At 34.8% G+C, this 5908-nt stretch carries 7 protein-coding genes and 1 tRNA gene; 7 read left to right on the top strand and 1 reads right to left on the bottom strand.

Going from position 1 to position 5908, the window contains the following annotated elements:
- Position 1 precedes the first annotated feature (1 nt).
- A tRNA-Arg gene (locus KY054_01420) sits at positions 2-73 on the bottom strand.
- Positions 74-137: 64 nt separating this feature from the next.
- Between KY054_01420 and KY054_01415 the strand changes: the two genes are divergently transcribed.
- The 7 genes from KY054_01415 to KY054_01385 all read left to right on the top strand — a co-directional run.
- On the top strand, positions 138-1613 hold the full coding sequence (locus KY054_01415) for an HD domain-containing protein (GenBank protein MBZ1356417.1): 1476 nt from the start codon (positions 138-140) through the stop codon (positions 1611-1613).
- Between the two features lie 134 nt (positions 1614-1747).
- The gene (locus KY054_01410) at positions 1748-2491 is read left to right on the top strand and encodes a hypothetical protein (GenBank protein ID MBZ1356416.1); all 744 of its coding nucleotides are present in this window, start codon (positions 1748-1750) and stop codon (positions 2489-2491) included.
- Positions 2492-2521: 30 nt separating this feature from the next.
- On the top strand, positions 2522-2782 hold the full coding sequence (locus KY054_01405) for a hypothetical protein (protein ID MBZ1356415.1): 261 nt from the start codon (positions 2522-2524) through the stop codon (positions 2780-2782).
- A gap of 73 nt (positions 2783-2855) precedes the next feature.
- On the top strand, positions 2856-3413 hold the full coding sequence (locus KY054_01400) for a stage II sporulation protein M (GenBank protein MBZ1356414.1): 558 nt from the start codon (positions 2856-2858) through the stop codon (positions 3411-3413).
- A gap of 97 nt (positions 3414-3510) precedes the next feature.
- Positions 3511-4677 (top strand): transcription termination factor NusA, encoded by a 1167-nt coding sequence (nusA, locus tag KY054_01395; protein MBZ1356413.1) that lies wholly within the window; start codon positions 3511-3513, stop codon positions 4675-4677.
- A 27-nt stretch (positions 4678-4704) separates the two neighbouring features.
- Complete coding sequence (clpP, locus tag KY054_01390) at positions 4705-5286, top strand: ATP-dependent Clp endopeptidase proteolytic subunit ClpP (GenBank protein ID MBZ1356412.1); 582 nt, start codon at positions 4705-4707, stop codon at positions 5284-5286.
- A 33-nt stretch (positions 5287-5319) separates the two neighbouring features.
- Positions 5320-5908 (top strand): hypothetical protein (locus KY054_01385; GenBank protein MBZ1356411.1); only part of this gene is annotated, 589 nt, incomplete at its 3' end.

The following is a 5908-nucleotide window of genomic DNA, read 5'->3' as shown; positions in this document are numbered from 1 at the left end:
GTGCCTCCGCCAGGATTCGAACCCGGAACTGCGGTTCCGAAGACCGACATGATATCCGTTTCACCACGGAGGCTATTTTGAGTTAGATTCTACGTTATGTGGTTGAAAATAACAAGACTTTAAGCTAAAATCAAGAAATGGAAATCCCAAAAGAAATAAAAGAAATAATAAGAATAATTGAAAGTAATAAATTTGAAGCATATATTGTGGGCGGATGTGTGCGGGATTTTTTAAGAAAGAAAAATCCTCAGGACTGGGACGCAGCGACTAATGCAAGGCCTGAACAGATTCAAAAGATATTTGAAAAAAAAGGGTTCGATGTTTTTTGTGAGAATAAGTTTGGGACAGTGGGAATTGTTTTACCAGAAGACAAAGATAGAAATTATTACAATATTGTAGAAATTACAACCTATAGAACTGAGGCAAAATATATTAACAAGCGTCATCCAAGCGAAGTGAAGTGGGCTAAAAGTATAGAAGAAGATTTAGCCAGAAGAGACTTTACAGTCAATGCTATGGCAATGAAAGTTAATGATAAAGAAATTGAAATTATTGATCCTTTCGGAGGGCAAGCAGATCTTAGTGCTAAGATAATAAAAGCCGTTGGTGATCCGAATATAAGATTTTTTGAGGATTCTTTAAGAATGATGAGGGGTGTTCGATTGGCCACAACTCTAAACTTCAGAATCGAGGATATTACAAAAGAATCTATCCAAGAAAATGCTTTATGGATAAAAGAAATATCCCAAGAAAGAATAAGAGATGAGTTTTTGAAAATTATAATGTGTCCTAGGGCAGCGGATGGAATTGAATTATTGAGGACGCTTGGGTTGCTGGGAATTATCTTGCCCGAACTTGATGAAGGATGCGGTGTTGCTCAGAACAAGCATCATATATACGATTGTTATAAGCATAATTTATTATCCCTAGATTATGCTACCAAGAACGATTTTAGTATGCATGTGCGAATAGCAGCTCTCTTACATGATGTAGCTAAACCAAGAGTAAAAGAAGGAGAAGGGTCTGAATCAACCTTTTATAATCATGAAATAGTTGGTGCAAAGATGACCCAGAAGATTTTAGAAAGATTAAAGTTTTCAAGAAAAGACATTATTAAGATAGTGAAGCTAGTCAGATATCATTTATTTTATTACAACGTTGGAGAGGTGTCTGAATCTTCCATAAGAAGATTGGTTCGTCAGGTTGGAATAGAAAATATTGATGAATTGCTTCAGGTTAGGATGTGCGACAGAATAGGGTCAGGAGTTTCTAAAGCAGAGCCATATAAGCTAAGACATTTGAGATATTTAATAGATAAAGTTTCTCAAGACCCAATTTCAGTTAAGATGTTAAAGATAGGCGGTAATGATTTGATGAAATCTTTAGACATAAAACCAGGACCAAGGATCGGTTGGATATTAAATATTATTCTTTCCTATGTTTTACTAGACCCATTAAATAACAATAAAGATTTTTTAGAAGCCGAGGCTAGAAGATTGAATTCTTTATCTGATAAAGAATTGGGATTACTTAATATTCATGCCAAAGAGGAGCTGGATGGAATTGAGACCAAAAGAGATGAAACGGTGAAGAAAAAATATTGGGTAACATAATTATCATATTTACGAAAAAGCTTAATATTTCCCTAAAATTTATTTGACAAAAGAAGCTTGGGGGATAAAATTAAGCAAAGGTCGTTAGTTTTTAGTGGTTTACTAAAAATAAAACTAATTTAACATTTTTTAAAATGAGCAAAAAAGCATTATTTATTTTATTGGCAAGTACTATGGTTTTAGGATCTTCTGCTTCTGTGTTTGCACAAGTAGAAAGATCACAGCCTGTCACTCCAGCAGGAAGAGATCAAAATCAGGGATTGACACAAGTAAGAGATTTCCAAGAAATTAGAAGAAAAAGGATGGAGGCGATAGAAACTAGAACTATGGAAATGAGAAGTCAGGTAGAAAGTATTAGAGAAGAGAGAGCAGAAAAAGATAGGGTTCAACAAGAAGAATTTAAAGAAAAACTTCAAGGAATTAGAGATGAAAGAAGAAGAGTTTCAGCTGAACGTTTAGCAGAAAATATTGATAGATTAAATAGAAATCTTTCTTCTAGATATGGTGGGTTTTTAGACGCAATGGAACTTGTTTTAGATAAGATTGAAGTAAGAGTTGCAAAGATAGAGGAATCCAGGGGCATCAATTTAACTGAAACATATATTCACATCCAAGATTCAAGGAATCTTATAGAGCGAGCACGTGAAATGGTTATTGAGCAAGCTACAAAATCTTACATAGTAACTATTGAATCTGAAGAAACTCTTAGGAGCGACTTCTCCGCAGTAATTAGAGACTTAAGAAATGATCACAGAGTTCTTAGGGATCAATTTATTTCCCCTCTTCAAAACATTATTAGAGATGTTATGCTGACCTTAAGAGAGAATGTTGAAGTAATTGGCCAAGACCAAGAGGAAGAGAAAGAAATAGAAGAGTAATTATAAGAATTAAAAATTGGTCATAATAAAATGAATAAAAATAAGAAGATTATTTTAATCATCATAGTTATTTTAGTGATTGTGTCTTTGGCGTTTATTTTTTCGAGTCCAAGGCCAGTAATCCTAAATGAAGAAATAAAAGAACCGATAATGGAAGAGCCGATAATAGACTTGATTGGAGATGGAGATGAAATAAAAGACATTGAATCTGAGCTTGGTTTAATAGACCAAAGCATAGAAGACACTGAAGTAATGATTAAAGAACTAGAAGCGGACATAGGAAACCTCTAAGCTTTTCATTAGGCTGTATTTTGAAAATAAGGCTGGTTTCTGTTATAAGTTATCAGCCTTATTTTTCATAACAATGAACGATTTTTTTTCAAGAATTAAAAAATACGTATTTCTGTCAGGATATATATTTATTTTTTTTGCTTTGGCGGGGTATTCCGCTTCAACGAAAGATTCCTTGATTTCAGAGAAAATAATTGCAGACATAATTCCTTTAACAGATTTCATAAACTCTTTAAAGGACTGGCAGATATTTATTTTCATTTTCTTAAATAATAGTATAAAAGTTTTTATTTCAATTATCTCGGGTATAGCATTTGGTATTTTCCCGGCTCTTTTTCTTGTTATCAACGGGTTTCTTCTCGGAGTCATTTTTTATTCATACGGAGCCATTACTTTAATTGGGGTTTTGCCTCATGGTATATTTGAGCTAGCTGGAGTTTTCCTAGGTAGCGGAATGGGACTCTATCTTGGCCACATGGCATTTCTTGGGAAAAAAAGAAAAGTTAAACTTGAAGGAGAATTGATGGCGTCTTGTAAATTATTTTTATCAATTATTTTACCCCTTCTCTTATTGGGAGCGATTATAGAAACCTACTTTACTCCACTATTATTAAAATATTTTTTACCTTGACACACTACTGTTATTTGATAAACTGAAAATATAATGAATGAAAGATATTTCTATCCGTTGGAATAACGGATTTTATTTTCTAATTAACGTATAAAATATGGATTTGAAAAATTTTACATCAGCAGTAACTCAATTAGCAGAAGAAAAAGATATTCCCAAAAAGAAGGTTTTTGAAATAATTGAGCAAGCAATCGCAGCTGCTTACAAAAAAGAATACGGAGAAAGGGGACAAATCATCAAAGCAAAACTTGATCCAAAGAGTGGGGAGCTTACTTTCTGGCAGGTTAAGATGGCCATTGATGATTCTATGGTTCTTTTAGATGAAGAGGCCGAGGAGTTAAGAATTAAAAAGGAAGAGGGAGAGATTGAAGAGGATGAAGATTCAAAGAAAGTTAAATTCAATCCCGAGAGACATATAATGATTGAAGATGCTAGAAAGATAAAAGAAGATGTTCAGCTAGAAGAAGAGGTTGATATAGAACTTGAAGAGAAAGCAGATTATGGCAGGATAGCCGCTCAGACAGCCAAGCAGGTTGTTTTACAAAAAATAAAAGAAGCAGAACGAGAAATGGTACTAGATGAATACAAAAGTAAGGAAGGAGAAATTTTACCAGGCATTGTTCAAAGAATGGAGGGACCAAATGTCTTTATTGATATAGGTAAAACTTTAGGCGTATTGAGTAGAGAAGAACAAGTTCCAAACGAACAATATAGAATTGGCCAAAGGCTAAAAGTCTACTTATTAAAAGTAGAAGAAACTCCTAAGGGTCCGGTTGTTTTTCTTTCTCGTTCTTATCCGAGAATTATTGTAAAACTATTTGAATTAGAAGCACCCGAGGTTTCATCAGGATCAGTTGAAATAAAAGCAATTGCTAGAGAAGCGGGGAATAGATCAAAAGTTGCTGTTTATTCAGAAACTGAAGGAATAGATCCAATCGGAGCTGTAGTCGGCCAGAAAGGAACTAGAGTTTCTGCAGTAATATCCGAACTTAATGGTGAAAAGATTGATATAGTTGAATACTCCGCAGTACCTGAAAAGTTTATTACTAACGCATTGGCTCCAGCTAAAGTCGTTGAAGTTAAAGTATTGGAAAAGAATAGAGCCTTAGCAATAGTTCCAGACGATCAGCTCTCGTTGGCTATTGGAAAAGATGGTCAAAATGTCCGACTTGCAGCAAAACTTACTGGATGGAAAATAGATGTTAAAGGGCTTGAGGGCAACGAGGCAGAAGATTTAGAAGAAGATGAAGAAGACGAGAGCTAAAATTATAAAACAATTAATAATAATTTTATGCAATTAGTGCCAATTGTAGTTGAAAAATCACCTAGAGGCGAAAGATCATATGATATTTTTTCTCGCTTATTAAAAGAAAGAATCATATTTTTGGCTGGACCAATAAACGATTCTCTTTCAAACCTTATTATCGCTCAGCTCTTGTTTTTGGCTAGTCAGGATCCTAAGAAAGATATTCAGCTTTATGTAAATAGTCCGGGTGGTTCAGTGACTGCAGGTCTAGCGATATATGATACAATGCAATATATAGAACCAGACGTTTCAACTGTTTGTGTTGGAATGGCCGCATCAATGGGAGCAGTAATATTATCGGTAGGAGCAAAAGGTAAAAGATTTGCACTTCCTAATTCGCAAATAATGTTACATCAAGTAATGGGGGGAGCACAGGGTCAAGCTAGTGAAATTGAAATAACCGCAAAGCAGATTATAAAGACCAAAGAGCAGTTAAACAAAATCTTATCGAAGCATACAGGTCAACCATTAGGACGTATTGAGAAGGATACGGACAGGGATTTTTATCTTACTCCTGATGAAGCAAAAGAGTATGGACTAATAGATAGTGTTATAAAGAAAAAATAGTCCTTTTTGTAATTATATAATAACATTTATCATATGAATAAAAAAAATATAAAATCATTTCCACTAAATTTAATTTTTATTCTTGTGTTGACAACAACCTTATTTGCGGTTGCTTTTTTAATTACCGAATTAAGGGTGGAAGCAGATGTTGTCAACAATGTTACTGGTTGGGCTTGGTCTGAGAATATTGGTTGGATAAGTTTTAACTGTACGAATGACAATTCTTGCGGAACACATAATTACGGAGTGAATATAGATACAAATGGAAATCTTTCTGGACATGCTTGGTCTGAACATATTGGCTGGATAAACTTTAATCCAGCAGAACCTCCAGGAGGGCCTTCAAACTCGGCACGAGTTAATATTGATTCGGGGGAAGTTTCTGGTTGGGTCAGAGCATTAGCTGGTGGCGCCGATGGCTGGGATGGTTGGATAAAGCTAAGGTGTGAAGGAGCCGAATGTAATCCGCCATTGGGCTACGGAGTTTCTATTAATAGGGATACGGGAGTTTTTCAAAATTGGGCTTGGGGCGGCGATGTAGTTGGTTGGATAAGTTTTAACTGTGCAAATGACGATTCTTGTCTTCAAGCTAGTGATTATAGAGTGAGGACTTCTTTTTCTT

Source organism: Candidatus Nealsonbacteria bacterium (genome assembly GCA_019923605.1).
Taxonomy (GTDB): Bacteria; Patescibacteriota; Minisyncoccia; order Minisyncoccales; family CSSED10-335; genus JAHXGM01.
The sequence above is the reverse complement of the archived record's forward strand: the minus strand, read 5'-3'. Positions and strand labels throughout refer to the sequence as shown.

Coding starts and splice junctions, on each gene's coding strand:
- KY054_01415 (MBZ1356417.1), top strand. CDS start 138: ATGGAAATCCCAAAAGAAATAAAAGAAATAATAAGAATAATTGAAAGT.
- KY054_01410 (MBZ1356416.1), top strand. CDS start 1,748: ATGAGCAAAAAAGCATTATTTATTTTATTGGCAAGTACTATGGTTTTA.
- KY054_01405 (MBZ1356415.1), top strand. CDS start 2,522: ATGAATAAAAATAAGAAGATTATTTTAATCATCATAGTTATTTTAGTG.
- KY054_01400 (MBZ1356414.1), top strand. CDS start 2,856: ATGAACGATTTTTTTTCAAGAATTAAAAAATACGTATTTCTGTCAGGA.
- nusA (MBZ1356413.1), top strand. CDS start 3,511: ATGGATTTGAAAAATTTTACATCAGCAGTAACTCAATTAGCAGAAGAA.
- clpP (MBZ1356412.1), top strand. CDS start 4,705: ATGCAATTAGTGCCAATTGTAGTTGAAAAATCACCTAGAGGCGAAAGA.